Source organism: Burkholderia pulmonis, assembly GCF_984667975.1.
In genome coordinates this window covers 1,963,936-1,987,447 of sequence record NZ_OZ480186.1, presented here as the reverse complement: position 1 = coordinate 1,987,447, position 23,512 = coordinate 1,963,936, and the positions used below count along the sequence as shown (strand labels likewise).

The window sequence follows — 23,512 nt, the reverse complement described above, 5'->3', positions numbered from 1 at the left end:
GAACGGAAGGGAAAGGGCGTCATTCGGCGGTGCCGGCACGCGTGTGCGGGCCGCTGCCGAACTGCGCGACGGCGACGAGCAGCACGATCACGGTGAGGAACAGCAGGCTCGTCCACGCGGCGCCGAAACCGAGCCCGCCATAGGCGCGGGCCTGCGTGAGCAGATCGCCGAGCGATGCGCCGAACGGGCGCGTCAGGATGTACGCGATCCAGAAGGCCAGTACTGCATTGGCGCCGAGTCGCCACATCGCGAACACGGCGGCGATCAAGGCGCCGAAGCACAGCGCGCCGAGCGTGAAGCCGAGCCCGAGCGCCTCGGTCGCGAGATCGCCGGCGGCCGTGCCGAGCGCGAACGTGCAGAGGATCGCGGCCCAGTAGAACAGCTCGCGCCGCGGCGTGACGATCGTGTCGATCGACAGCGTGCCTTCGACGCGATGCCACACGAAGAAGATTGCGGCGAGCGTGGCGGCAAATGCGGCGGTGCTTGCATACAGGCTGACGTTCAGGCCGTCGGTGAGCAGGTCGGTGATCTGCGTGCCGACGATGCTGACCAGCACCACGGTGAGCCAGTAGACCCACGGCACGTAGCGGCGCGTGCGCAACTGCCGCCACAGCGCGACCGCGAGCAGCGACGCCATCGCGATGCGCGTGACGGTCTGGCCGAGGCCGGCGTTGACCGCGAGAAAGTCGGCGCCGGTTTCGCCGACCGTGGTCGACATGATCTTGATGATCCAGAACGACAGCGCGACGTCGGGCACCTTGTTCAGCCAGTGCGACGTGCGAGGGACGGGCGGGGATTGCATGCGATGCCTCCTTGGAAATCGGGTGGTCGGCATGCAGTCTGAAACGGAAGACTTAGGCCAGCCATAGCAGGCCGGCAGCAGGTGAAAAATCCTCGTTTCGTCGTTTCGACGAAATATGTAGTCACAACGTCGAAATTATCGGTCGTTTCGCATCATTCTTCGTCTTGGAACTGATTTTGCGCGTCCCTACACTGTGTTCATGGCTCAACGCCGCTCACAACACCAACCCATCATCAGGAGATAAGCGCATGAAAATCGCCATCGTCGGCGCAGGTCTGATCGGCCACACCATTGCTCACATGCTGCGTGAAACGGGCGACTACGAAGTCGTCGCGTTCGACCGCGATGCGGATGCGCTCGCGAAGCTGTCGCGCGAAGGCATCGCGACGCAACGGGTCGATTCGGCCGACGCGAATGCGATCCGCGAAGCCGTGAAGGGCTTCGATGCGCTCGTCAACGCACTGCCGTACTACCTCGCGGTCAATGTCGCTGCCGCTGCGAAGGCTGCCGGCGTTCATTACTTCGATCTGACCGAAGACGTGCGCGCCACCCACGCGATCCGCGAACTGGCCGACGGCTCCGACCGTGCGTTCATGCCGCAATGCGGTCTCGCACCGGGCTTCATCGGCATCGCCGCACACGAACTCGTGAACGGCTTCAGCGAAGTGCGCGACGTGAAGATGCGCGTCGGCGCGCTGCCCGAGTATCCGACCAACGCGCTGAAGTACAACCTGACGTGGAGCGTCGACGGCCTGATCAACGAATACTGCCAGCCGTGCGAAGCGATCCGCGACGGCCGCAAGCAGTGGGTGCAGCCGCTCGAAGGCCTCGAGCACTTCTCGCTCGACGGCACCGAATACGAAGCGTTCAACACGTCGGGCGGCCTCGGCACGCTGTGCGAGACGCTGTCGGGCAAGGTCGAGACGCTCGACTACAAGTCGGTGCGCTACCCGGGTCACCGCGAACTCGTCCAGTTCCTGCTGGAAGACCTGCGCCTGTCGAGCGACCGCGACACGCTGAAGTCGATCATGCGCCGTGCGGTGCCGTCGACGAAGCAGGACGTCGTGCTCGTGTTCGTCACGGTGACGGGCGTGAAGGACGGCCAGCTGGTGCAGGACGTGTTCACGCGCAAGATCTTCGCGAAGGATGTGTGCGGGATGCACATGAGCGCGATCCAGATCACGACGGCCGGCGCAATGTGCGCGGTGCTGGATCTGTTCCGCGAGAAGAAGCTGCCGCAGAGCGGTTTCATCCCGCAGGAAAAGGTGTCGCTGAAGGCGTTCCTGTCGAACCGCTTCGGCAAGCTGTACGAAGGCGGCACGATGGAGCGCATGCACGCGGTTGCCTGATCGCCTGCCAGCCTCGGTCACGAGGGCCGTACGACGCCGGGAGCGCAGCAGCGCTTCCGGCGTTGTTTTTGGGGGAAGCGGGAAGGGTGCCGGGCGGCGCGCTCAGGCCGGCAGCGGCGGGACGATCGCTGCGGGTTGTGGCGGCGGCGCGATGCGGTACAGCAGCGCATCCACGTCCGTGTCGGACGGTGCGGTGTTGTCGAACATCACGATGCCGTCGCATTCGTGGCCGGTCGGCACGAAGCGGCGCTGCCGGTATTCGTCCCAGTGCTCGAGCTTGTACGCATCGTTCGGATTGCCGCGCGCGACGATCCGCTGGTGCGCGACGTCTTCCGACGTGTGGACCCAGACCACCGTCAGCGTGACGTCGGGCCCGATGCCGAGCCATGTGCGATCGAGGATGCGCCGGTCGCGCACTTCGCGCGACAGCGGGCCGACGACGATCGTGCCGATGCCGAGTGCGAGATTCTCGCGGGCCGTATCGAGCAGGCCGTGGTATTCGGGATCGCGCAGGTGCTTGAGGTAGAGCGGGCTGTCGCGATCGTTCGGATCTTCCGTGAGCGCGCCCATTGCGGCCGAGCTGTAGCGGCCGTACAGCGTGTCCTTGTCGAGCAGGCAGAACGCTTCGCCCGTCGCGCGCATCAGCGGCCCGATGAGCCGCTTCGCGAGCGTGGTCTTGCCGGTGCCGGCGTGGCCGCAGAAGAACACCAGGTGCGTCACGAAACCTTGCCTCCTGGCCCCTGGCTCGACGCATCGCTGCGCTTGTTGCCGCGCGAGAACACTTCAGCTTCCAGCCACATCGCGTTGATGATGCCGAAGCCGAGTGCCACGCCGATGCCGAGTATCCACGAGAAATACCACATAGGTCTGTCTCCTTGACGGTTGGGCCGCACGGCCGTTGCGCGTCGCGCAACGCAGGTCCGGCGGGCCTGTCGAAGTGCCCCGGTGCGCGTGCTGCAGCGCACGCAGCCCGATCATGACCAATATCGGCGTGCCGCGCAAGCCGGGCCGGCCGTGCAGCAAACCGGTAAACTGATGCACAAACCGCAACGTCACGGACAACATGCTGATCAACTGTGCTGCTTACCAGGACGGCCGCAAGCTGGCCGACATCGATATCGACGCGATCAGCGATTACGTGTCGAAGCCCGAATGCTTCGTATGGGTCGCGCTGAAGGATCCGACGCCCGAGGAAATCGACCTGATGGGCGAGGAGTTCGGATTGCACGAGCTCGCGCTCGAGGACGCCCGCAAGGGGCATCAGCGGCCGAAGATCGAGGAGTACGGCGATTCGCTGTTCGCGGTGCTGCACACGGTCGAGCTCGACGAAGAAGACGAATTCAAGGTCGGCGAACTGAACGTGTTCGTCGGCCCGAATTACGTGCTGTCGATCCGCAACCATTCCGAGCAGGATTTCCGCGAGGTACGCAAGCGTTGCGAGCGCGAACCGCATCTGCTGCAGGAGGGTTCGGCGTTCGTGTTCTACGCATTGATGGACCAGGTCGTCGACCGCTATTTCCCGATCCTCGAAACGCTCGGCACCGAGCTCGAAGAGCTCGAGGACCGCATCTTCGCGAAGGCGACGCCGGCGTCGTCGCGCGCGATCATCGAGGATCTCTATTCGCTGAAGCGCCGGCTCGTGTTGCTGTACCAGCACACGGCGCCGCTGATGGAGCCGCTCGCGAAGCTCACCGGCGGGCGCGTGCCGCAGGTCTGCAGCGGGATGGCTGCTTACTTCCGCGACGTGTACGACCATCTGCAGCGGATCGTGAAGACCATCGAAGGGCGCCGCGAGATGGTCGTCACCGCGATCCAGGTCAATCTCGGGATGATTTCGCTGGCCGAGAGCGAAGTGACGAAGCGGCTCGGTTCGTTTGCCGCGCTGTTCGCGATACCGACGATGATCGCCGGCATCTACGGGATGAACTTCGCGAACATGCCCGAACTGCACCTCAAATACGGCTTCTACGGCTGCATTGCGGCGATGGTCGTCGCCGACTTCGCGCTGTGGTGGCGTTTCAAGCGGGCAGGGTGGCTGTAGGCGTGCTGCGCGCCTAGCGCGGCGCGTGCTTGCCGATCACGACGCGCCACGGCCGCACGCGCCACGACTTCACGAGGCCGTTCTGCACGTACGGATCGGCGCGCGCGAACGATTCGGCCGCTTCCGGTGAATCGCCTTCGAACACGAGCACGGCCTGGTCGGCCGGATCCGCCAGCGCGCCGGCGAGCACGAGTTCGCCGCGCTCGGTCGCGGCTTGCGCGAGCGCGAGATGCTGCGCACGGAACGGTTCGCGCCGCGACAGGTAATCGTCGACGAGATCGTAGATCAACTGGTAATGCATGATCGCTCCAGGAGTCGGTTGCCGCCGCGGGATGACGGCGGCCGGCTCAGTATAGGTCACCGGGGAAGCCCTGGGCGGCGTGGTTTGCCGGCGTGCCGGCGGACATCGACGCGTCGTCTTTTTGCGCATGCCGTGGCCGACTTTCCCGAGCTGATCTCCATAAATGCAACTAACGGTCAGGTACTTCGCCGTCGTCAAATTGACGGGCGTATTCGCCGACGCATGCCACGTTCCATCGAATTGTCTGCAGGAAAAGAGGGCCCGCCAAGCGCATCCCGGGGCTGGATTTCACATGCCGGCGAGGGCCGCCGGAGCGGAGGACGAGGAACCGTAACCCGGCGCCGGGCCGTCCGAGCGGGCGCCGCGCGAGGGCGTTTCCATCGGCCGGAATGCGACCTATGCTGAACGAATCCGGAGCGAACTCCGTTCGCCCGATTCGCCCAGACGAGGTGTGCCATGCCCGTATCAGCCACCCTGCAGGATTGCCTGCGCCAGAAGTCATCGCGGTACGAAGTCGTGTACCACCCGTATAGCCACACGAGCATGGAGACGGCCGCCGCCGCGCACATTCCCGGCGACCGCCTTGCGAAAACCGTGCTCTTCGAGGACGACGAGGGCTACGTCGCCGCCGTATTGCCGACGACGCACGCCGTGCGTCTGTCGGATCTGTGGGTGAAGACGGGACGCCATCTCGTGCTTGCCCGGGAGGTCGAACTGCGCGAGCTGTTCAAGGATTGCGACATGGGCGCGCTGCCGCCGGTCTGCATGGCGTACGGAATGAAGACGTTCCTCGAGGAACGTCTCGCGCAGCAGCCGGAAGTCTATTTCGAGGCCGGCGACCACGAAGCGCTGATCCACATGATGCAGGACGAATTCCTGATGCTGATGGAAACGGCCGAGCGCGCGCATTTCTCGCACAAGATGCAGGGGATGATGCTGTCCTGACGATGCGGTCATCGCAATGACGCGCAAGGGCGGTGCGCGTGCTTGCGCGCCGATGAGTGGTCATGTGTGCGGCGAAATATTGTTGTTCAAGATTGTTAATTCGATATGCGAAGTGATTTTTCGTGTATCGATGATTCGCCATGTCTTGTCTTTTGAATCGGACTCCATAGCGATTTACATGAGGCAGCGCTTGCCGTCGACGTGATGCGGCAGGCGATGTCGGCCGATTCCGTACCGGTGACCAGAGGTCTCGAACGACCGTTGCCGGCGTTGGCGAGATGGCGCGAAACGTTCGGCCCGATGCCTCCGGGGCCGATCATTTTGGTGCGGCGCGGTAAATATGCGGATATTTATGTCGGAAGGATTTAATATCCGGATTCTAATATATCCATACAAATCAATTACCGAATTAATAACGAAAACTTGATTTGTGCTTACTGGAATATTATTTGAATAAACCCTCCAAACTTTGTATTCGGACATCAAATAAAGTTTGACGGCAAAATTTTTTCCTTGCTATCTTCTGCACCCAAGTGAACGGCGCCAATGACATCACCGCGTAACGAACGGCGAATCGTCATACGAAATACGAGGTTGCGCCAGCTCAGCTGACAATTGCCTGACCGTGCTGGTGCGTGGTATTCCGGTGTAAATCCGAACCGCGCCGGCCGGAACGATTCCTTGAAAAAGAATGAATTGGAATTCGAATGTAATTCTTTCAATTCGGATTGCTAATTGAATTTGAAATGAAATTTTCGGGGTGATGCGGTGGCGATGCCGACCTGGCTGCGCTGCCGGCCGCAACCCGAAACTGGGCGAATCGCTTGGGGGATGGATGGTGGGCATGAAAGTCGAAGAACATCTGGCTACTTCGAACAGTGGACTGGCCACGCTGGGGCGTCCGCGAGAGTTCGGCAGGAAGCAGCAGAATCCGGTGCGCCGGTTCGGCGGCATCGGGATCGTCCTGGTGCTGCATGCAGTGCTGATCTACGCGCTACTCAACGGCCTCGCGACGAAAGTCGTGCAGGTGATCCAGCATCCGATCGAAACCCGCATCATCGAGCCGGTCAAGCCGCCGCCGCCACCGCCGATGCCCGTGGTCAAACTCCCGCCGCCGAAATTCGCGCCGCCGCCGCCGCCGTTCGTGCCGCCGCCGGAGGTGCCGGTGCAGGCGCCGCCGCAGGCGACGATCACGCACCAGTCGGCCCCGGTGCCCTCCGCGCCGGCCGTGCAGGCGCCGGTGGTGGCGCCTCCGGCGGCCAAGCCGGTCAGCCATGACGTCGGAGTCGTCTGCCCGAATTCGGACACGCTGCGCGCGTCGATCCAGTATCCGAAGGAAGCACAGGAAAACAACATCACGGGTGACGTGACCATCGAGTTCGTCGTGGATGCCGAAGGAAACATCACGAACGAGCGCGTCGCGCAGTCCGCGGATCCGATCCTCGACCGCGCCGCGTACAACACCGTGAAGCGGTTCAAATGCGTTGCACAGGGCCAGTCGGTGCGGGTCCAGGTGCCGTTCTCGTTCAATCTGAATTGATGCAGTGGGCGGCCCGGCACGAGCCGGGTCGGGGAAAACCGACTCGAACTTAGGTATTAAGTTCAACGAAAGAACTGGAGTGGGGTATGACGAAGCGTTCACTGGCCGCGCTGGCGGCAAGCATGTTGATGTCCGTCGCCGTGGTCGACGGGTTCGTTGCGCCGCAACTCGCCCATGCGCAGGCCAGCGGGGCGGCCGATACAACGGCGCAGGCCGCCGCGCCGTCGGCCACGCCGGCTCCGGCTCCGGTCGCCGCCGAGCCGGCCCCGCCGCCCGCACCGGCCACGACGGTAGCGGTCGAGAATCCGTACGGGCTCGGCGCGCTATGGAAGAACGGCGATTTCGTCGCACGGTTCGTGCTGATCCTGCTGGTGATCATGTCGATGGGCAGCTGGTACATCATGGTCACGAAATTCCTGGAGCAGTTGCGTGCGAATCGTCGCGCGAAACTGGCCGACGCGCAGCTCTGGACCGCGCCGTCGCTGGCCGAAGGCGCCCGGATGCTCGACGAGGCGTCGCCGTTCCGGTTCATCGCCGAAACCGCGATCGAGGCCGGCGAGCATCACGAAGATGCGCTGCTCGAAGCGGTGGACCGCAACACGTGGATCGACGTCTCGGTCGAGCGCTCGATCACGAACGTGTCGAACCGGATGCAGGACGGGCTCGCGTTCCTGGCCACGGTGGGCTCGACGGCCCCGTTCGTCGGGCTGTTCGGCACCGTCTGGGGGATCTATCACGCGCTGACGGCGATCGGCATCGCGGGCCAGGCTTCGATCGACAAGGTCGCGGGCCCGGTGGGCGAGGCGCTCATCATGACCGCGATCGGCCTCGCCGTCGCGGTGCCGGCGGTGCTCGGCTACAACTTCCTGGTCCGGCGCAACAAGTCGGTGATGGAGCGGGTCCGCAACTTCGGCGCGCAATTGCACACGGTGCTGCTGGCCGGCAACCGTCGTCCGGTGCGCGCGTCGTCGCCGGCGGCGTCGCTCGCGAACTGACCGGCTGACGGAGACGCGCGATGGCCATGAACGTCGGGCAGGACGATAGCGACGAGGTGATCGCCAACATCAACACGACGCCGCTCGTCGACGTGATGCTGGTGTTGCTGATCATCTTCCTGATCACGATTCCGGTCGTGACGCACACGATCCAGCTTCAACTGCCGAAAGAGGCGGTGCAGCCGCTGCAGACGACGCCGAAAAGCGTCGAGATCGCGGTGAATCGCGATGGCGATTTCTTCTGGGGCGAGCGGCTGGTGGATGCGCCGACGCTGCTCGCGAAGCTGAAGGACGTGTCGCAGCAGCAGCCGCAGCCGAGCGTCCACGTGCGGGGTGACCAGAACACGCGCTACGAGTTCATCGGGCGGGTGGTCACGATGTGCGAGCGCGCGGGGATCGCGAAGCTGTCATTCATTACGGAGCCGCCGGCACGCGGCGGTTAGGCGCCAATGCGGATCGGCTGCAAAGCACGGGATCTGCGTAAGCGTCGAGGCGCCAGCGCGGATCGACCGCGAAGCATGGGATCTGCGTAAGCGCTAACGCAGATCGACCGCAAAGCATGGGACCCGCGTAAGCGCTAAAGCGCTAACGCGGGTCGACCGCGAAGCATGGGATCTGCGTAAGCGCTAAAGCGCTAACGCAGATCGACAGGAGTCGACGATGGGGATGAATGTGCCTTCGGGCGGGAGCAATGCGGAACCGGAAGTGATGGTCGACATCAACACCACGCCGCTGATCGACGTGATGCTGGTGCTGTTGATCATGCTGATCATCACGATTCCGATCCAGATGCATTCGGTGAAGATGGACCTGCCGGTCGGCAACCCGCCGCCACCGGCCACGCCGCCGGAAGTCGTGCAGATCGACATCGACTTCGACGGCACGACGACGTGGAACGGCGCACCGGTGCCGGACCGTTCGGCACTCGAGGCGAAGCTGACCCAGGTCGCGGCGGAACCCGTGCAGGCGGAGATCCACCTGCGACCGAACAAGCTGGTGCCGTACAAGGACGTGGCGGCCGTGCTGGCGTCGGCGCAACGCGTGGGCGCGACCAAGATCGGCCTGATCGGTAACGAACAGTTCATGCAATGACGAAACGGACGAGCCGATGAACCAGCGACGATGGAAACGGATGGTGGCAGTGACGGCGCTCGGCGCGGCATGCACGCTCGGCCGGCCGGCGTTGCCGGCGGACGCGTTGCGGCCGGACGTGGCAAAGCCGCTCGCGGCGGCGCAGGAACTGTACCGGGCGCACAAGTATCGCGACGCGCTCGGCAAGATCGCCCAGGCGGCCGCCGTGCCCAACCGGACACCGTACGAAACGTACATGGTGGAAGAGATGCGCGGTGCGGCGGCCATGGCGGCCGGCGATTCGGGCACGGCCGCGCAGGCGTACGAGACCGTGCTGAACTCGGGGCGGCTGTCGGGCGAGGACGAGCAGCGGACGACCGCGGCGCTCGCCGGCATCTACTTCCAGCAGAAGAACTATCCGCTGGCGATCCGGACCGCGCAGCGCTACCTGAAGGCAGGCGGCACGGATCCTGAAATGCGCACGCTGCTCACGCAGTCGTATTACCTGTCGAACGATTGCGCACCCGTCGTGAGCCAGTTGAAGGCGAGCACCGATGCGCAGGCGAACGGCGGACACGCGCCGGACGAGGGGCAGTTGCAGATGCTCGCGACGTGCGCGCAGAAAGTGAAGGACGGCAACGCGTATCGCGGCGCGCTCGGGCTGCTGGTGGCCTACCATCCGAGCCCTGCGTACTGGGACGAAATGATCACGGCCATCCGCGGCACCCCCGGGTATCTGTCGTCGCTCGACCTCGACATCTACCGGTTGCGCCGCGCGACGGGATCGCTCACGACGGCCGACGCGTACATGGAGATGACGCAGCTCGCGCTGGTGGCGGGATCGCCCGCCGAAGGCAAGCAGGTGATCGACCAGGGGTTCGCGTCCGGCGTACTCGGCAAGGACGCGCAGGCGGACCGCGAGAAACGGCTGCAGGCGCTGGCCGCGAAACGCGCGCAATCGGGCGGGGATGCCGCGACGCCGGCGACGCCGCTCGACACGGGCATGAACCTCGTGTTCGCGGGCCGTGCGCAGCAGGGGCTGCCGATGATGGAGCAGGCGATCGCGAAGGGCGGGCTCGAGCATCCCGACGCGGCGCGATTACGGCTTGGCGAGGCGTACTACGTCGCGGGCCAGAAGGCGCGCGCGGTCCAGGTGCTACGCACGGTCAAGGGTACCGACGGCTCCGGCGACCTGGCCAGGCTCTGGACGGCAGTGGCTTCCCGGTAAAGCAACAAAAGGGCACTGGTGCACGGCGCGGACGCGCTCGGCAAGCGGTGTGCAGTCGCGACGTGCCGGTGCATGAAGGTCGGGTCAGACGAGGAAAAGGGGCAGCCTTGTTATTTAGTAAACCGAATGAAATATGCGATGCGCGTGCCGGGGAATCGCGTCGATGCCGTGCCGCGCCGCGCGCCGCTCGCACGCGGCAGCCGTGCGGAGGCGGGTATCGCGCCGGGCCGTGCGCATCGTTGCATCGGTCAAGGAATGCCGACATCAAACCGATTTCGACTGCGAGGCTCCGTCCTTCCATGGTTGTGCCCCCTGATGAGTCGGTGCTCGTCGCCGTGTCGCTAGGCAACAAGATCCGCGGGCTGCGTCAGCGCCTGAAACTCACGCTCGACGAAACGGCAAGGATTGCCGGCATTTCCAAGCCGTTCCTGTCGCAGGTCGAGCGCGGGCGCGCAACGCCGTCCATCACGTCGCTGGTCAGGATCGCGAAGGCGCTGGGCGTGACGATGCAGTACTTCATCGACACGCCGACGGAAGCGCGCTCGGTGTGTCGCGGAAACGCGCTGCAGTATTTCCAGTTCGCGAACTCGGCGAGCCTGTTCGCCAGGCTGACGAACCTGGTCGACGGCCGCAAGATCGATGCGATCCTCGTCAGGATGCCGGCGGGGCAAATGCCGTCCGAGATGACCACGCATGCGGGCGAGGAGTTCGTCTATGTGGTGCGCGGGCAGGTCGCGCTGACACTCGAGGACTGCACGTTCACGCTGAACGAGGGCGATACCGCGCATTACGAATCCACGATGTCGCATGCGTGGCGCAACACGGCCGACGAAGAGGCGGTGATCGTCTGGGTCGGCACGCCGAGGCTGTTCTAGCGGCGGCGGCCGTGCTTCGGGCCGCGACGAAGGAGAAATACCCGATCGGAGGAACGGCAGGCGCCATGAGTCGGCATCCGTCGAATCGGGAGGAAGCAGGCAGTACGCTCAATGTAGGTAATTAGTATGGCGAATCAAAATCAGAAAAAGCGATCGTGCAGAAAGGCGCTGGTGCCCGAGGCGATCCGTTCGAGTCATGGCAGTCGAAAGAGTGGCAATCGCGGGTTCCGGTACACGGGCACCCAGGACACGCAAGGAATTCACAAGGTTCCGGCGTACGGCAGGTGGGGTCTTACTACGAGCGAGAGGGAACAAGATGAAGCAGAGAGTGTTGGCGTTGGCCATCAAGAGGATAGTCTGGGCGGAACTCGCGTTGACGGCCGCACTGGCGCCGTCGGCATTCGCCCAGAGCCAGCCGGCGCCGGGCGCCGTCGCGGTCGCGGATGCGGTTGCGACCGGGGCACCGGTGACCGTCGCGCAGGCGGGCGGCACGACGGGCACCGCCGCTGCAACGGGTGCTGCGGCGCCCGACGCGGCATCCGGCGCGTCAGCCGCCGCCACGCCTGCCACGCCGAGCGCGAACGGGCAGGGCAAGGTCGCACAGATCAAGCGGTTCGAAGTGACGGGCTCGCTGATCAGGCAGGCCGACAAGACCGGCTTCCAGCAGGTGCAGACGATCACGCCGAAGGACATCCAGGCCAGCGGTGCGGTGAGCGTCACCGACTTCCTGCGCGATGCGGCGGCCAACTCGGCGAACAGCTGGGGCGAAGGGCAATCGGGCAACTTCGCGGCCGGCGCGGCCGGCATCGCGCTGCGCGGCCTGTCCGAGAAGTACACGCTCGTGATGGTCGACGGCCAGCGTGTCGCGCCGTATGCGTTCTTTTCGAACAGCGTCGATTCGTTCTTCGACCTCAACACGATTCCGCTCAACGATATCGAACGGATCGAAATCGTGAAGACGGGTGCCGTGTCGCAGTACGGCTCGGATGCGATCGGCGGTGTCGTCAACATCATCACGAAACACGATTTCCGCGGCCTGCAGCTCGACGGCAGCCTCGGCAGCGCGCTCAACGGCGGTAACGGCGACGGCACGGTGAAGTTCGGCGTGCTCGGCGGCTTTGGCGACCTGAACGCCGACCGCTTCAACGTGACGGCCGCGCTCAGCTACTACAAGTCGAACGGCTTCACGCTGGCCGACCGTGATTCGACCCGCAACCAGGATTTCACGGGCAAGCCGGGCGGCCTCTCGCTGCTCGCGCCGTCGTACTGGAACATGCCCGGCGGCGTCGCACAGGCGATGAGCGGGGGGTGCCCGTTCGGCGGTTCGGTTCATCCGGCTGCGTCGAATTCGCTGTCGGCCGGGTTGCCGGGCACGGTCTGCGGGTACAACACGGCGGAAAGTACGTCGATCCTGCCGATGACCGAGCGCCTGAACGCGAAGCTCCATGCGGACTTCAAGATCGACGACAAGACGACCGCGTTCGCGGATTTCCTCGAGAGCTACAACACGACCACGACCAACGACGGCCTGTGGAACAACGTGATCGGCAATTCGCAGAACCCGGCGCTCGTCTGGAATCCGCAGACGAAGCTGCTGTCGCCGTTCAACTTCACGGTGCCGGTCAGCAACCCGTACAACACGACGGGCGCGGCCACGCCGCTCACCTACGCGTTTCCGAACACGGTCGCGCAGAAGACCTGGGCCAACTATTGGCGCGCGGCCGCCGGCATCAAGGGGTCGTTTACGCTGCCGTACGGTGATTGGGACTGGGCGACGTCGGTCAGCCATTCGCAGAGCACGGTGTCGAACGTGTTCACGAACCAGCTGAACGTCAACGCGCTGACCAACATCTACCAGAATGGTGCGCTGAACTTCGCGAACCCGGCGGCGACGCCGAACGCATTCAACGGGCTGTACCAGGAGGCGAACAACCTCGGCATCTCGAAGCTCGACACGATCGACGCGACGGTGTCGACGCCGAACCTGTTCCATCTGCCGGCGGGCGACGTCGGCATCGGTTTCGGCGCGCAGTTCACGCATCAGAGCGAAACGCTGACGCCGGGCTCCGAGTACCTGAGCGGAGCCGTCATCTCGCCGGACCTGGAGACGGTGAACGGCCAGCGCAACGTCGCGGCCGTCTATTACCAGATCAACGTGCCGATCATCGAAAACCTGACGTTCAGCCAGTCGGGCCGCTACGATCACTACACGGACGTGGGCGGCGCCTTCTCGCCGCGCTTCGCCTTGCGATACCAGCCGATCAAGGCGCTCACGCTGTATACGTCGTACAACCGCGGCTTCCGCGCGCCGACCTTCGTCGAGGACAGCAAGTCGCAGACGCTCGGTATCCAGGTCGACCCGACCACCGGCCAGAACTACACGTCGATCACCGTCGGCAACCCGAACCTCGCGCCGGAACGCACGCGCAACTTCAACATCGGCTTCCAGCTGTCGCCGAGCCGCTACACGGATCTCGGCTTCGACTGGTACAAGATCCGCATCGACAACGTGATCGGGCAGGGCACGCCGTCGCAGGTCGTGACCGACCCGACCACCGGTCAGCTGCTGTACAAGGTGATCCCGTACCAGAACCTCGGCTACCTCGACACGAACGGCTTCGAAGGCACGTTCCGCCAGGGCCTGCCGCTCAAGGGCTGGGGCACGGTCACGCTGTCGGGCGACTGGGCGTACGTCAACAGCTACAAGATCGGTTTCCCGGGTGCTGCGCCGGTCAACGGCGCGGGCAACAACTTCACGCTCTCGCAGCCGTTCGGCGGCAGCTTCCCGCGCTGGCGCGGCAACACGACGCTGGACTGGAACTACCGCAAGTTCGATACGGCGCTGACGTGGCAGTTCACGGGCCCGTACGCGCAGAACCTCACGCCGGCGCCCGCGCCGTCGAAGGTCGGGTCGTACAGCCAGTTCAACCTGATGATGTCGTACACGGGCTTCAAGAACTGGACGATCTACGGCGGCATCAACAACATCTTCAACCGCACGCCGCCGTATGACCCGATCTTCGCGAACGGCACGCTGGACCAGAGCGGGTACGACACATCGGTGTATTCGTACATCGGCCGGTTCGCGCAGGTCGGCGCGACGTACAAGTTCTGACGGAGGCTGCGATGGATTGACAGGCTTGGACGGGCCGCTCCACGTCCACAACCCCCCCTTTCTTTGGAGCGGCCCTTTTTCGCCTGGCGCCATGCGGGCCCGCAATCGCGGCACGCGACGGCGCAGGGATTCGATCGTTGGCAACATGAACTACCGGCGGGACGCGGCGGGTACGCGGCGTCCGGCACAGGCATCGACCGCGCGCAGGCTTCGCGCCCGCACGCTTCCGGACAGACCGACCATGAGACTGTTGAATTGGCGATGGCCACGCGTGTCGCACCACACGCGCCCGGTGCGCATGCACGCGCGAATGCGCAACGGCGTGCGTGCAGCGCTGTTCGCGTGCGCGGCGCTGCTCGTGTCGGGCGGTGCAATGCCGCGGGCCGCGTTTGCGGTTCCGGCGATCTCGCAATACGACCAGCCGAAATATCCGCCGGACTTCACGCATTTCGACTACGCGGACGTGAACGCACCCGACAACGGTACGCTCAATTTCGAAAACTACGATGAAGCGCAGAGCTACGATTCGCTCAATCCGTTCCTCGTGCGCGGTGCGCCTGCGCCCGACATCAAGAACCTGATGTTCGACACGCTGATGCAGCGCAGCTGGGACGAACTCGCATCCGAATACGCGCTGATCGCCGACGACGTCGAGGTCGCGCCGGACCGGCTGTCGGCGACGTTCCACATCAACCCGGCCGCGCGCTTCTCGAACGGCGACGCGATCACCGCGGCCGACGTCAAGTATTCGTTCGACACGCTGACGAGCCCGCAGGCGTCACCGCTCTACAACGCGCAGTTCTCGATCATCAAGCGCGCGGTCGTGCTCGACAGCCACGCGATCCGCTTCGAGTTCAAGCACGCGGAGCGCGACGCGGCGCTGATCGCGGGCGACCTGCCGGTGTTCTCGCCGAAATGGGGGCAGCGCGCGGACGGCACGCGGCCGCCGTTCGACCAGATCGCGACCGTGCCGCCGATCGCGAGCGGTGCGTACCTGATCGAGCAGCGCCGGAACGACAAGCAGATCCGCTATGTACGCAACCCGCACTACTGGGCCGCGAACCTGCCGTCCCGGCGCGGAATGTTCCGCTTTGCCACCGTGTCGTTCAAGCTGTACCTGGACGAGTACACGTCGCTCGAGGCGTTCAAGGCCGGCGATGTCGACGCGCGGATGGAGTACAGCTCGACGCAGTGGGCGCGCAAGTACGTCGGCAAGAATTTCCGCAACGGCATGCTGAAGAAGGGCGAATTCCCGGACGGCCCCGCGCAGATGCAGGGCTTCCTGATGAACCTGCGCAAGCCGATGTTCCAGGACGTACGCGTACGGCATGCGCTTGCGCTGGCGTTCGATTTCGACTGGATGAGCCGGATGATGTTCTACGGGCAGTACCGTCGCACCAGCAGCTTTTGGGAGGCGAGCCCGTTTGCGGCGTCCGGCATGCCGAGCGCGAAGGAGCTCGCGCTGCTCGAACCGTACCGGTCGACCTTGCCGCCGGCCGTGTTCGGCCCGATGATCGGCCAGCCGTCGACGCTGCCGCCCGGCTCGCTGCGCGCGAACCTGAAGGAAGCGCGCGACCTGCTCGATCAGGCCGGCTGGCACTACCGCGACGGCGCGCTGCGCGATGCGAACGGCACGCCGATGACGATCGAGATCATCGACGACCAGCCCGGCATGGACCGCCTGATCCTGCCGTACACGCAGGCGCTCGCGACGCTCGGCATCCACGCGTACCTGCACGAGATCGACAGCGCCGTCTACCTGAAGCGGCTCGACAATTTCGAGTACGACATGACGACGTACATCTACCTGCCCGTGACGATTCCCGGTGCGGAGCTGACGCGTCGGTTCGGCAGCGCGGCCGCGTCGCAGCCGGGTTCGGAGAACTATCCCGGCGTGAAGTCGAAGGCCGTCGATGCACTGATTCGCGCGGCGCTCGCGGCCGACACGCTCGACGATCTCGAGACGGCCACGCATGCGCTCGACCGCGTGCTGATCAACCTGTACGTGCTCATCCCGCAGTACTACCTGCCGAACGCACGGATCGGGTACAAGGCGACGCTCGGCCATCCGGACATCGTGCCGGACTCCTATCAGTACGAGGACTGGATCATCGACTACTGGTACGTGAAGAAGCCGGCGGCACAACCCGCACCGGCGGCCTGACGGGGAACAACGATGCTGGCATACATAATCAGGCGGCTGCTGCTGATGATTCCGACGCTGGTCGGGGTCGTGACGATCACGTTCGCGGTCACGCAGTTCGTACCGGGCGGCCCGGTGGAGCAGGTCCTCTCGCAGTTGCGCCACGGCAGCGCGCGCGGGGGCGAGGCGGGCGGAAGCGGGGGCGGCTATCACGGCAGCCAGGGCGTCGATCCGCAGCAGATCGCGCAGATCCGCAAGCAGTTCGGCTTCGACAAGCCGCCGCTCGAACGTTACCTGCTGATGCTGAAAAGCTATGCGACGTTCGACCTTGGCCAGTCCTACTTTGCGCACCGCAGCGTGTGGGCGGTGATCCGTTCGAAGCTGCCGGTGTCGATCACGCTCGGGCTCTGGACGGTGATCCTCACGTATCTCGTGTCGGTGCCGCTCGGCATTGCGAAGGCGGTGCGCAACGGTTCGCGGTTCGACACCGTGACGAGCGTGCTGGTGCTGGCCGGCTATGCGGTGCCGGGCTTCGTGCTCGGCGTGCTGCTGCTGATGCTGTTCGGCGGCGGCACGTTCTGGCAGGTGTTCCCGATGCGCGGGCTCACGTCGGACAACTTCGACGACCTGACGCTGGTCGGCAAGACGCTCGACTATCTGTGGCACATCGTGATGCCCGTCACCGCGGCGGTGATCGGCAATTTCGCGATCGTCACGATCCTGACGAAGAACACGTTCCTCGAGGAAATCGGCCGGCAGTACGTGCTGACCGCGCGGGCGAAGGGAGCGCCGGAGCGCGACGTGCTGTGGAAGCACGTGCTGCGCAATGCGGCGATCCCGTTGCTCACCGGGCTGCCCGCGGCCTTCGTCGGCGCGTTCCTGAACGGCAACCTGCTGATCGAGACGCTGTTCTCGCTCGACGGAATGGGGCAGCTGTCGTACGACGCGGTGATCCGTCGCGACTATCCGGTCGTGCTCGGCTCGCTGTTCCTGTTCACCCTGATCGGTCTGCTGACCAAGCTCATCGCGGATATCTGCTATGTCCTCGTCGACCCCCGTATCCAGTTCAACCGCCTGGACCACTGATCCCGCTTGCGCGCCGTCGCCTTCGCCGTGGCGTCGCACGTGGCAGCGCTTTCGCGCGCAGCCGCTCGGTTATGCGAGCCTCGTGATCTTCGTGGTGCTGTTCGCGCTCAGCCTGTGTGCCGACGGTCTGTCGAACGACCGGCCGCTGATCGTGCGTTACGACGGGCACTATTATTTCCCGATCGTGAAGGACTATCCGGAGACCGAGTTCGGCGGCGACTTTCCCGCGAAGACGAACTACCTCGATCCGTACATTCGCACGAAGCTCGAGTCGCACGGCAATTTCGTGATCTACCCGCCGAATCGCTATCGCTACGACACGATCGACTACTTTGCGTCGCGGCCGTACCCGGCGCCGCCGTCGTCGAACAACTGGCTCGGCACCGACCAGTTCGGGCGCGACGTGCTCGCACGGCTGCTGTACGGATTCCGGCTGTCGGTGCTGATGGCGTTCGCGCTGACCGTGTCGGGCGTGCTGATCGGCGTGCTGACGGGCGCGCTGCAGGGCTTCTACGGCGGCCGCACGGACCTGTTCGGCCAGCGCCTGATCGAGATCTGGAGCGCGCTGCCGGACCTGTACCTGCTGATCATCTTTGCGTCGATCTTCACGCCGTCGCTGTGGCTGCTGTTCATCCTGCTGTCGATGTTCGGCTGGCTCGTGCTGTCCGATTACGTGCGCGCCGAATTCCTGCGCAACCGCATGCTCGATTACGTGAAAGCGGCCCGCACGATGGGGCTGACGAACGCGCAGATCATGTGGCGCCACGTGCTGCCGAACAGCCTCACGCCGGTGATCACGTTCTTGCCGTTCCGGATGAGCGCCGCGATCCTGTCGCTGACGAGCCTCGATTTCCTCGGTCTCGGCGTGCAGCCGCCGACGCCGAGCCTCGGCGAGTTGCTGCAGGAGGGCAAGAACAACCTCGACGCATGGTGGATCTCGATCTCGGCATTCGCGGCGCTGGTGGTGACGCTGCTGCTGCTCACGTTCATGGGCGACGCGTTGCGCAACGCGCTCGACACGCGCTCGCGCGGCTCGGCGTTCGGCGGGGGGCAATGATGGCGAACGCGTTGCTGCAGATCGACGGTTTTTCGGCGCGCTTCGGTGCGAAGCCGGCCGTGCGGGACCTGAGCCTGTCGATCGGCCGCGGCGAGCGCGTCGCGCTCGTCGGTGAATCGGGGTCGGGCAAGAGCGTGACGGCGCTGTCGATCCTGCGGCTCGCGCAGCAGGCGACGCTGTCGGGGCGGATGCTGTTCGACGGCGAGGATTTGCTCGCGAAGACCGAGCAGCAGATGCGCGGGATTCGCGGCGCCGACATCGCGATGGTGTTCCAGGAACCGATGACCGCGCTGAATCCGCTGTATACGATCGGCAAGCAGATCGCCGAGAGCCTGCGGCTGCACGAGGGGCTGCGGCCGGGAGACGCGCGCGAGCGCGGGATCGCGCTGTTGCGGCGCACCGGGATTCCGGAGCCGGAGCGGCGTATCGACAGTTTTCCGCATCAACTGTCGGGCGGGCAGCGCCAGCGCGCGATGATCGCGATGGCGCTGGCGTGCCGGCCGCGGCTGTTGCTGGCGGACGAACCGACGACGGCGCTCGACGTGACGGTGCGCCAGCAGATCGTCGATCTGCTGATCGAACTGCAGGAGCAGGAAGCGGCCGCGCGCGGCATGGCCGTGCTGCTGATCACGCACGACCTGAACCTGGTGCGGCGCTTCGCGCAGCGCGTGGCCGTCATGGAGCAGGGCGTGCTGGTGGAGACGAACACGACCGATGCGCTGTTCGCCGCGCCGCAGCATGCGTACACGCGCCGGCTGCTCGACAGCGCGCCGCAGCGGGCCGTCGAGCCCGTCGCGGCCGGCGCGCAGACGATCCTCGACGTACGCGATCTCGCGGTCGATTACCGTATCGCGGCGAAAGGCTGGCGCGCGGTGCTCGGCAAGACGACGTTCCGCGCCGTGCACGACGTGAAGCTGTCGCTGAAGCGCGGCGAAACGCTGGGGATCGTGGGCGAGTCGGGCTCGGGGAAATCGACGCTGGCCGCGACCGTGCTCGGCCTGCAGCGGCCGGCGGCCGGCGCGATCGAGATCGACGGCATGCCGCTCGACACGCTGCGGACGACGGGCGGCAGGCGCACGCTGTACGGCAGGATGCAGGTCGTGTTCCAGGATCCGTTCGGTTCGCTGTCGCCGCGGATGACGGTCGAGCAGATCGTCGGCGAAGGGCTCGCCGTGCATCGGCCGCAGGTGGCCGGGGACGCGCGGCGGGCGCGGATCGCCGCGCTGCTGCAGGAGGTCGGCCTGCCGGCCGAGTCGATGGTGCGCTATCCGCACGAATTTTCCGGCGGCCAGCGGCAGCGGATCGCGATCGCGCGCGCGCTGGCGGTGGAGCCGGAACTGCTGGTGCTGGACGAACCGACGAGCGCGCTAGACGTGTCGATCCAGAAGCAGGTGCTGAATCTGCTGACGAATCTGCAAAAGAAGTACAAACTGAGCTACCTGTTCATCACGCACGATCTCGCGGTCATGCGTGCGATGGCCCACCGGGTCGTCGTGATGAAGGCGGGGCGCGTGGTCGAGGAGGGCGATACGCTCGACGTGCTGCATGCGCCGTCCCATCCGTATACGCGTGCGCTGCTTGCGTCGTCGATGCTGGCGCCGGTGCGCGGCTCCCGAGAGAGAACCGATGATTGACGTGTACCGGGCGCAGCGCGCCCAGGCCGCCCGCGTGCCGTGCGGCGCAACGCCGGTGGTGCGCTGACGCATGTCGATGCCGTCGTTCTTCATCGATCGTCCCGTTTTTGCGTGGATCGTCGCGCTTGCGATCGTCGTCGCGGGCGTGCTCGCGATTCCGCAGCTTCCGATTGCGCAATATCCGCGCCTTGCGCCGCCGCGGGTCGTGATCACCGCCGCGTATCCGGGCGCGTCGACCGAGACGGTCGACGGCGATGTCGGCAGCATCATCGAGGAAAGCCTCGACGGCGCCGACGGGCTCCTGTACTACGAGACGAGCAGCGACGGCCACGGCAACCTCGAGATCGACGTGACGTTTTCGCCGGGCACCGATCCCGACATCGCGCTCGTCGACGTGAACAACCGGCTGAAACAGGTCGAGTCGCGGTTGCCGCAGCAGGTCGTCCAGCAGGGAATCGGCGTGTTCAAGGCGGCGAACACGTTCCTGATGCTCGTCACGCTGACGTCGACCGACGGCTTGCGCGATTCCGCGCAGCTCGGCGATTACCTGAACCGCTACGTGCTGCGCGAGCTGAAGCGCGCGCCGGGCGTCGGCGCGGCCGAGCTGTGGGACGCCGATGAGGCGCTGCGGGTCTGGCTCGATCCGCACAAGCTGCGCGAATACGGCCTCGGCGCCGACGACGTGATTGCGGCGATCGGTACGCAGAACGCGACGGTGACGGCCGGTGCGATCGGCGATGCGCCGTTTCCGGGTGGTCAGCAGCTCACTGCGCAGATCGTCGTCAAGGGGCAGCTCGCGTCGCCGGACGAGTTCGGCCGGATCGTGCTCAAGTCGAAGACGGACGGTTCGGCGGTGCGCGTCGCCGACGTCGCGCGCGTCGAGATCGGCCGCGACGACTACTCGTTCTATTCGCGGCTGAACGGCCGTCCGGCAGCCACGGTCGGCATCCAGCTCGGCCCGCGCGGCAATGCGCTCGAAACGTCGAACGCGATCCGCGCGCGGCTCGCCGAGCTGTCGAGGACGTTGCCGCCGGGCGTCGCGATCGAGATCCCGTTCGACGGCGCGCATTTCGTGACGATCGCGATCCGCGAGGTGGTGCTGACGCTGATCGAGGCGGTCGTGCTGGTGTTCTGCGTGATGTGGCTGTTCCTGCGCGACCTGCGCTACACGCTGGTGCCGACGGTCGTGATTCCGGTCACGCTGATGGGGGCGTTCGCGGTGATGTGGGCGTTCGGGCTGTCGATCAACGTGTTCACGATGTTCGGTCTCGTGCTGGCGATCGGCATCCTCGTCGACGATGCGATCGTCGTCGTCGAGAGCGTGCACCGCGTGATGGAGGAGGGCGTGTCACCGCGCGACGCCACGCGCCGGGCCATGAAGCGGATCGGCGGGGCGATCGTCGGCGTGACCGCGGTACTGACCGCCGTATTCGTGCCGATGGCGTTCTTTCCGGGTACCGTTGGCGGTATTTACCGGCAGTTTGCGGTGGCGATGATCGCGTCGATGCTGGTGTCGTCGTTCATGGCGCTGTCACTCACGCCCGCGCTGTGCGCAAACCTGCTGAAGCCGGTCGAGCGGCACGACGGCAGGGCCGCCCAGGCGCGGCGCCGTGGCCTCGGCGCACGGCTGGCAGACCGGTTCGGGGCGGGTTTTACGCGCGTCGAGGCCGGTTATCGCCGCGTTGCCGTGTTCGCGGTGCGCCGCACCGGCATCGTCGTCGCGGTCTACGCGGCGCTCGTGATCGCCTGCGCGCTGCTGTACTGGATGATGCCGGGCGGCTTCCTGCCGACCGAGGACCAGGGGCAACTGCAGGTGATGATCCAGTTGCCGGCCGGCGCGACGCAGGCGCGCACGCTCGTGGCCGTCGAGCGGGTCGAGGCGATCCTGCGCGCGGAGCCGGCCATCGCGAACGTGACGAGCGTGATCGGCTGGAGTTTCGCGGGCAGCGGGCAGAACGTCGGGATGGCGTTCGTGGAGCTGAAGGACTGGGCGCAGCGCGACGTCGACGCGATGGCGTTGCGCGACCGGCTCAACCGCCGTTTCGGCGAGATTCTCGACGGCGACGTCGAGGCGTCGCTGCCGCCTTCGGTGCGCGGCATCGGGCATTCGGACGGATTCACGTTCCGGCTCGAGGATCGCGGCGGGGTCGGGCTCGATGCGTTGAAGGCGGCCCGCGAGCAGTTGTCCGAGCGTGCGAAGACGGATCCGCTGCTGGCCGCAGTGCATTTCGAAGACCTGCCGGACGCGCCGCGCATCGAGCTCGACGTCGATCGCGCGAAGGCGTATGCGCTCGGCGTGCCGTTCGAGCGGATCGCAGGGCTGCTGGGCGGCACGTTCGGTTCGAACTACATCAACGATTTTCCGGCGTCGGGCCGGATGCGGCGCGTGATCATCGAGGCCGAGCCGGGCGCACGCACGACCGATGCGCAGCTGATGGCGCTGACCGTACCGAACCGCACCGGCGACATGGTGCCGCTATCGGCCATCGCCGCGCCGCACTGGACGATCGGCCCGGTGATGCTGAACCGTTACAACGGCTATCCGTCGCTCGACATCAGCGGCCGGCCGGCGACCGGCACGAGTTCGGGCGCGGCGATGGCGGAAATGGAGCGACTCGCCGGCGCGCTGCCGGCGGGGATCGGCTTCGACTGGGTCGATGCGGCGCGCGAGGAGCAGGTTGCCGCGCGGCAGACGCCGCTGCTTGTCGGGCTGTCGGTGCTCGCGGTGTTCATGGCGCTCGCCGCGCTGTACGAAAGCTGGACGATTCCGCTGTCCGTTCTGACGATCGTGCCGCTCGGCATGATCGGCGCGATTGCGGCGGCGCTCGCACGCGGCATGCCGAACGACGTGTACTTCAAGGTCGGGATGATCACGGTGGTCGGGCTGGCGGCGAAGAACGCGATCCTGATCGTGCAGTACGCACGCGATCTGGCTGCACGCGGCGTGCCGCTGCGGCAGGCGGTGATCGACGCGGCTGCCACGCGATTCAGGCCGATCGTGATGACGTCGATGGCGTTCCTGCTCGGCGTCGTGCCGCTTGTGCTGGCGACGGGCGCGGGTGCTGAAAGCCGGCGGTCGATCGGCACGGGTGCGTTTGGAGGCGTGCTGGCGGCGACGATGTTCGGGCTGGTGTTTGCGCCGGTCGCGTTTCGGTTGGTGGTGTCTGCGAGCCGGCGTGGCCGGCAGGCTGCGGGGATGCGGCGTGATGCGCGGCGGGCGGAAACGGTCGGGGATCTGGAGGTGGATTGAGGGTGGGAGGCGGGTTGTTTTCGGTCGGATCAGATACCACCGACCGGGTTTTTCTTTCGTGGCTTTCAATGCCGCTAAGT

19 protein-coding genes are annotated in these 23,512 nt (G+C 65.6%); 15 read left to right on the top strand and 4 right to left on the bottom strand.

All coding sequences use genetic code 11. From position 1 onward, the window contains the following. Window positions 1–19: 19 nt before the first annotated feature. Window positions 20–802, bottom strand: coding sequence for a COG4705 family protein (locus AC5LXK_RS09155; protein ID WP_493388568.1), 783 nt, complete (start codon window positions 800–802; stop codon window positions 20–22). A 248-nt stretch (window positions 803–1,050) separates the two neighbouring features. On the opposite strand from AC5LXK_RS09155, the gene AC5LXK_RS09150 reads away from it, so the two are divergent. After that, complete coding sequence (locus tag AC5LXK_RS09150) at window positions 1,051–2,151, top strand: saccharopine dehydrogenase family protein (protein ID WP_493388567.1); 1,101 nt, start codon at window positions 1,051–1,053, stop codon at window positions 2,149–2,151. A gap of 102 nt (window positions 2,152–2,253) precedes the next feature. Here AC5LXK_RS09150 and AC5LXK_RS09145 read toward each other — a convergent pair whose 3' ends face one another. Both AC5LXK_RS09145 and cydX read right to left on the bottom strand, forming a co-directional pair. Then, window positions 2,254–2,871, bottom strand: coding sequence for a P-loop nucleotide/nucleoside kinase family protein (locus AC5LXK_RS09145; RefSeq protein WP_493388566.1), 618 nt, complete (start codon window positions 2,869–2,871; stop codon window positions 2,254–2,256). Continuing rightward, complete coding sequence (gene cydX / locus AC5LXK_RS09140) at window positions 2,868–3,014, bottom strand: cytochrome bd-I oxidase subunit CydX (protein ID WP_493388565.1); 147 nt, start codon at window positions 3,012–3,014, stop codon at window positions 2,868–2,870. Before cydX ends, AC5LXK_RS09145 begins: the two co-directional genes overlap by 4 nt. Window positions 3,015–3,214: 200 nt before the next feature. Between cydX and corA the strand changes: the two genes are divergently transcribed. Then, entirely contained in the window at window positions 3,215–4,192 is a 978-nt protein-coding gene (gene corA / locus AC5LXK_RS09135; RefSeq protein ID WP_493388564.1) for a magnesium/cobalt transporter CorA, read from the top strand. Between the two features lie 13 nt (window positions 4,193–4,205). On the opposite strand, the gene AC5LXK_RS09130 is transcribed toward corA, so the two are convergent. After that, complete coding sequence (locus AC5LXK_RS09130; RefSeq protein WP_069745317.1) at window positions 4,206–4,493, bottom strand: YciI-like protein; 288 nt, start codon at window positions 4,491–4,493, stop codon at window positions 4,206–4,208. 456 nt (window positions 4,494–4,949) lie between these two features. Here AC5LXK_RS09130 and AC5LXK_RS09125 point away from each other — a divergent pair, with 456 nt between their 5' ends. From AC5LXK_RS09125 to AC5LXK_RS09065, 13 genes are all read left to right on the top strand, one after another. Beyond that, window positions 4,950–5,438 carry an aminoacyl-tRNA deacylase gene (locus tag AC5LXK_RS09125; protein ID WP_493388563.1) on the top strand — a complete coding sequence of 163 codons (489 nt, stop codon included), beginning with the start codon at window positions 4,950–4,952 and terminating at the stop codon, window positions 5,436–5,438. 844 nt (window positions 5,439–6,282) lie between these two features. Further along, the gene (locus AC5LXK_RS09120; RefSeq protein ID WP_493391210.1) at window positions 6,283–6,978 is read left to right on the top strand and encodes an energy transducer TonB; all 696 of its coding nucleotides are present in this window, start codon (window positions 6,283–6,285) and stop codon (window positions 6,976–6,978) included. 86 nt (window positions 6,979–7,064) lie between these two features. Next, a complete protein-coding gene (locus AC5LXK_RS09115) occupies window positions 7,065–7,973 on the top strand; it encodes a MotA/TolQ/ExbB proton channel family protein (protein WP_493388562.1) in 909 nt (302 codons plus the stop codon). A gap of 20 nt (window positions 7,974–7,993) precedes the next feature. Then, window positions 7,994–8,416: an ExbD/TolR family protein gene (locus AC5LXK_RS09110; protein ID WP_493388561.1), complete on the top strand. Its 423-nt coding sequence runs from the start codon at window positions 7,994–7,996 to the stop codon at window positions 8,414–8,416. Window positions 8,417–8,633: 217 nt separating this feature from the next. After that, on the top strand, window positions 8,634–9,065 hold the full coding sequence (locus tag AC5LXK_RS09105) for an ExbD/TolR family protein (protein ID WP_059663605.1): 432 nt from the start codon (window positions 8,634–8,636) through the stop codon (window positions 9,063–9,065). Window positions 9,066–9,081: 16 nt separating this feature from the next. Continuing rightward, on the top strand, window positions 9,082–10,272 hold the full coding sequence (locus tag AC5LXK_RS09100) for a tetratricopeptide repeat protein (protein WP_493388560.1): 1,191 nt from the start codon (window positions 9,082–9,084) through the stop codon (window positions 10,270–10,272). A gap of 299 nt (window positions 10,273–10,571) precedes the next feature. Then, window positions 10,572–11,147: a helix-turn-helix domain-containing protein gene (locus AC5LXK_RS09095; protein WP_493388559.1), complete on the top strand. Its 576-nt coding sequence runs from the start codon at window positions 10,572–10,574 to the stop codon at window positions 11,145–11,147. 316 nt (window positions 11,148–11,463) lie between these two features. Continuing rightward, complete coding sequence (locus AC5LXK_RS09090) at window positions 11,464–14,262, top strand: TonB-dependent receptor (RefSeq protein ID WP_493388558.1); 2,799 nt, start codon at window positions 11,464–11,466, stop codon at window positions 14,260–14,262. Between the two features lie 241 nt (window positions 14,263–14,503). Next, entirely contained in the window at window positions 14,504–16,426 is a 1,923-nt protein-coding gene (locus AC5LXK_RS09085; RefSeq protein ID WP_493388557.1) for an extracellular solute-binding protein, read from the top strand. A 12-nt stretch (window positions 16,427–16,438) separates the two neighbouring features. Beyond that, the gene (locus AC5LXK_RS09080) at window positions 16,439–17,491 is read left to right on the top strand and encodes a microcin C ABC transporter permease YejB (RefSeq protein WP_493388556.1); all 1,053 of its coding nucleotides are present in this window, start codon (window positions 16,439–16,441) and stop codon (window positions 17,489–17,491) included. Then, entirely contained in the window at window positions 17,445–18,548 is a 1,104-nt protein-coding gene (locus AC5LXK_RS09075) for an ABC transporter permease (protein ID WP_493388555.1), read from the top strand. The genes AC5LXK_RS09080 and AC5LXK_RS09075 overlap by 47 nt, the downstream gene beginning before the upstream one ends. Further along, complete coding sequence (locus tag AC5LXK_RS09070) at window positions 18,548–20,182, top strand: ABC transporter ATP-binding protein (protein WP_493391209.1); 1,635 nt, start codon at window positions 18,548–18,550, stop codon at window positions 20,180–20,182. Before AC5LXK_RS09075 ends, AC5LXK_RS09070 begins: the two co-directional genes overlap by 1 nt. Before the next feature lie 76 nt (window positions 20,183–20,258). After that, complete coding sequence (locus tag AC5LXK_RS09065; protein WP_493391208.1) at window positions 20,259–23,432, top strand: multidrug efflux RND transporter permease subunit; 3,174 nt, start codon at window positions 20,259–20,261, stop codon at window positions 23,430–23,432. The last annotated feature ends 80 nt before the right edge of the window (window positions 23,433–23,512 follow it).

Bases quoted from the DNA above. Each gene is read 5' to 3' on its own strand.
- AC5LXK_RS09155 (WP_493388568.1), bottom strand. From the start codon at position 802: ATGCAATCCCCGCCCGTCCCTCGCACGTCGCACTGGCTGAACAAGGTG.
- AC5LXK_RS09150 (WP_493388567.1), top strand. From the start codon at position 1,051: ATGAAAATCGCCATCGTCGGCGCAGGTCTGATCGGCCACACCATTGCT.
- cydX (WP_493388565.1), bottom strand. From the start codon at position 3,014: ATGTGGTATTTCTCGTGGATACTCGGCATCGGCGTGGCACTCGGCTTC.
- corA (WP_493388564.1), top strand. From the start codon at position 3,215: ATGCTGATCAACTGTGCTGCTTACCAGGACGGCCGCAAGCTGGCCGAC.
- AC5LXK_RS09130 (WP_069745317.1), bottom strand. From the start codon at position 4,493: ATGCATTACCAGTTGATCTACGATCTCGTCGACGATTACCTGTCGCGG.
- AC5LXK_RS09125 (WP_493388563.1), top strand. From the start codon at position 4,950: ATGCCCGTATCAGCCACCCTGCAGGATTGCCTGCGCCAGAAGTCATCG.
- AC5LXK_RS09120 (WP_493391210.1), top strand. From the start codon at position 6,283: ATGAAAGTCGAAGAACATCTGGCTACTTCGAACAGTGGACTGGCCACG.
- AC5LXK_RS09115 (WP_493388562.1), top strand. From the start codon at position 7,065: ATGACGAAGCGTTCACTGGCCGCGCTGGCGGCAAGCATGTTGATGTCC.
- AC5LXK_RS09110 (WP_493388561.1), top strand. From the start codon at position 7,994: ATGGCCATGAACGTCGGGCAGGACGATAGCGACGAGGTGATCGCCAAC.
- AC5LXK_RS09105 (WP_059663605.1), top strand. From the start codon at position 8,634: ATGGGGATGAATGTGCCTTCGGGCGGGAGCAATGCGGAACCGGAAGTG.
- AC5LXK_RS09100 (WP_493388560.1), top strand. From the start codon at position 9,082: ATGAACCAGCGACGATGGAAACGGATGGTGGCAGTGACGGCGCTCGGC.
- AC5LXK_RS09095 (WP_493388559.1), top strand. From the start codon at position 10,572: ATGGTTGTGCCCCCTGATGAGTCGGTGCTCGTCGCCGTGTCGCTAGGC.
- AC5LXK_RS09090 (WP_493388558.1), top strand. From the start codon at position 11,464: ATGAAGCAGAGAGTGTTGGCGTTGGCCATCAAGAGGATAGTCTGGGCG.
- AC5LXK_RS09085 (WP_493388557.1), top strand. From the start codon at position 14,504: ATGAGACTGTTGAATTGGCGATGGCCACGCGTGTCGCACCACACGCGC.
- AC5LXK_RS09080 (WP_493388556.1), top strand. From the start codon at position 16,439: ATGCTGGCATACATAATCAGGCGGCTGCTGCTGATGATTCCGACGCTG.
- AC5LXK_RS09075 (WP_493388555.1), top strand. From the start codon at position 17,445: ATGTCCTCGTCGACCCCCGTATCCAGTTCAACCGCCTGGACCACTGAT.
- AC5LXK_RS09070 (WP_493391209.1), top strand. From the start codon at position 18,548: ATGGCGAACGCGTTGCTGCAGATCGACGGTTTTTCGGCGCGCTTCGGT.
- AC5LXK_RS09065 (WP_493391208.1), top strand. From the start codon at position 20,259: ATGCCGTCGTTCTTCATCGATCGTCCCGTTTTTGCGTGGATCGTCGCG.